The sequence below is a fragment of the Pseudomonas sp. Pseusp97 genome, from assembly GCF_047304025.1.
GTDB lineage: Bacteria > Pseudomonadota > Gammaproteobacteria > Pseudomonadales > Pseudomonadaceae > Pseudomonas.
On record NZ_JBGLYK010000398.1, the window covers coordinates 1 to 2,341 of the forward strand.

The 2,341-nt window shown below is 69.0% G+C and carries 3 protein-coding genes; all 3 read right to left on the reverse strand.

Going from position 1 to position 2,341, the window contains the following annotated elements; translation table 11 throughout:
* Positions 1-73 precede the first annotated feature (73 nt).
* A complete protein-coding gene (locus ACCC94_RS29315; RefSeq protein WP_413353099.1) occupies positions 74-682 on the reverse strand; it encodes an outer membrane lipoprotein carrier protein LolA in 609 nt (202 codons plus the stop codon).
* Positions 676-1,113, reverse strand: a complete 438-nt coding sequence (locus ACCC94_RS29320) for an acyl-CoA thioesterase (protein WP_413353100.1) — start codon at positions 1,111-1,113, stop codon at positions 676-678. The genes ACCC94_RS29315 and ACCC94_RS29320 overlap by 7 nt, the downstream gene beginning before the upstream one ends.
* The coding region (locus ACCC94_RS29325; protein ID WP_413353101.1) for an HAL/PAL/TAL family ammonia-lyase at positions 1,106-2,341 on the reverse strand (1,236 nt) is incomplete at its 5' end. The genes ACCC94_RS29320 and ACCC94_RS29325, both read right to left, overlap by 8 nt.

A 2,341-nucleotide genomic window follows, 5' to 3' on the forward strand; every position in this document is an offset into this window, starting at 1 on the left:
CCATTGCCAGGCGGCGAGGGCGAGCAGCGCCAGCAGCCCGGCGATCACCAGGCGCGGCAGCCACTGCGGCCGTTCAGCGGGCAAAGTCGCTGCGCTCCGCATCGGTCAGGCTGTCGCCGGGCTGGCTGCCGGTCATGCGCAGCACGGTGCGGTCGCCCTGGGCTTCGTGCAGTTCGATGCGCTGCACCAGCTCGCCGCCGGCGATCTCGATGCTGTCGAAGATCTGCTTGAGCAGCACCGCGCGCGGGGTCAGGGTGAGTTTCCAGTCGCTCGCCTCGCCGCTCAGGGCGAGGTCGAAGTCGCGCTGCAGGCCGCTGCTGTCGCCTTCCAGTACGGCGAGGAACAGGCGGTTCTGCTGCGCGCTGGCGCTGCGTTGCGGCAGTTGCTGCCAGCCATCGGCGTCGCGCCGGGCGATGCCCTGCTCGTCAATGCGGTAGTCCTGCTTGAGTGGCGTCTGCAATAGCCAGAGCAGCCCGTGCTGCTTGGCGAGGACGAAGTGGCCCTTGCTCACCAGCGGCTGCGGCAGCGAGCGCAGGTGCTTCTCCTGGACGAACTCCCCGCGCACCACCGCCGGCTTGCCGAGCTGCGCGGCCAGTTGCGGCAGGTCGAAGGCTTGGGCCAGCGGAATGCTCTTGATGAACAGAGTCAGCAGGCCGCAAACCAGCAGGGCGCGCTTCAGCATGCTTCGGCCTCCAGCGCGCGCTGCACGGCGTCGATGAACACGGCGGGCGAGGCCATCTGCATCTCGCGGCTGGCGATCTCAACCGCCACCTGCGTGCTGCTGGCGCGGGTCAGGCGCTCGCCGGTCTGCGCGTCGCTGATCAGGTAGTTGATCTTCAAGCGGTTCTCCCACTCCACGAGGTCGGCGCGCACGCTGATGCGCTGGCCGAAGCGCGCGCCGCGCACGTAGCGCAGCTGCAGGTCGATAACCGGCCAGGCGTAGCCGGCTTCGCGCATCTGCGAATAGTTGTGGTCGAGTTTGTCGAGCAGGGCGCAGCGCGCGACTTCCAGGTACTTGACGTAGTGGCCGTGCCAGACCACTTCCATCATGTCGACGTCGAAGAACGGCACGAGGATTTCCACCTCGGCCTGCAGTACCCCGGCCTTACGCATAGAGCCCCCAGTGGCGCGCGCGAATGCGCTCCAGGCACAGGCGCAGTTCGCCTTCCAGCGCGCGATCCTCGATCAGCGGCGGGAAGTCCCGGCCGAGCTGCTCGTGCATGCCGCCCAGCGGTGCCGGCAGCGGGCGCGCACCGGCCTCGCCGCAGCGCAGCCAGACGCCCTGTTGCGCGGCCAGCAGGGTGGCGGCGGCGACCTGCTCGGTCAGCTCCAGGGTGCGCAGGGCGTCGCGTGCGGCGATGGTGCCCATGCTCACCTTGTCCTGGTTGTGGCACTCGGTGGAACGCGAGAACACGCTTGCCGGCATGGTGTTCTTCAGCGCCTCGGCGGTCCAGGCGCTGGCACCGATCTGCACGGCCTTGAAGCCGTGGTTGATCATCGCGCGATCCGCCGGCGCGCCCGAAAGATTGCTCGGCAGGCCGTGGTTGTAGCGGGTGTCCACCAGCAGCGCGAGCTGCCGGTCGAGCAGGTCGGCGACGTTGGCCACCAGGTTCTTCAGGCTATCCATGGCGAAGGCGATGTGCCCGCCGTAGAAATGCCCGCCGTGGAGCACGCGCTCGTCCTCGGCGTCGATGATCGGGTTGTCGTTGGCGCTGTTCAGCTCGATCTCGATGAACTGCCGCAGCAGGCCCAGGCTGTCGGCCAGCACACCGAGCACGTGGGGAGCGCAGCGCAGCGAGTAGCGGTCCTGCAGGCGGTGCAATGGCTGCGTCGGCGCGTCGATGGCGAGGTCCTGGCGAATCCATGCGGCGACCTGCATCTGCCCCGGATGCGGCTTGGCGGCGAACAGGCGTTCGTCGAAGTGTTCCGGGTTGCCCTGCAGGGCGATGACGTTCAGCGCGGTGATCCGCGTAGCCAGCCTGAGCAGATAGTCCGCGCGCGAATAGGCAAGGCAGGCCAGGCCGGTCATCACCGCCGTGCCGTTCATCAGCGCCAGCGCTTCCTTGGGCCGCAGCACCAGCGGCTGCCAGCCCAGTTCGGCGTGGACCTCGGCAGCACTGCGACGCTCGCCGCGCCACAGCACTTCACGCTCGCCGGCGAGGGTCGCGGCGACATAGGACAGCGGCGTGAGATCGCCGCTGGCGCCGACCGAACCCTCTTCCGGGATCAGCGGCAGGATGTCGTGTTCGAGGAACGCGTGCAGGCGCTCCAGCAGCTCCAGGCGCACGCCGGAAACCCCGTGGCTCAGCGAGCGCAGGCGCGCGGCGAGCACGGCGCGCAC

What these genes read in the sequence shown, in the direction of transcription:
- ACCC94_RS29315 (WP_413353099.1), bottom strand. Translation starts at nt 682, where the DNA reads ATGCTGAAGCGCGCCCTGCTGGTTTGCGGCCTGCTGACTCTGTTCATC.
- ACCC94_RS29320 (WP_413353100.1), bottom strand. Translation starts at nt 1,113, where the DNA reads ATGCGTAAGGCCGGGGTACTGCAGGCCGAGGTGGAAATCCTCGTGCCG.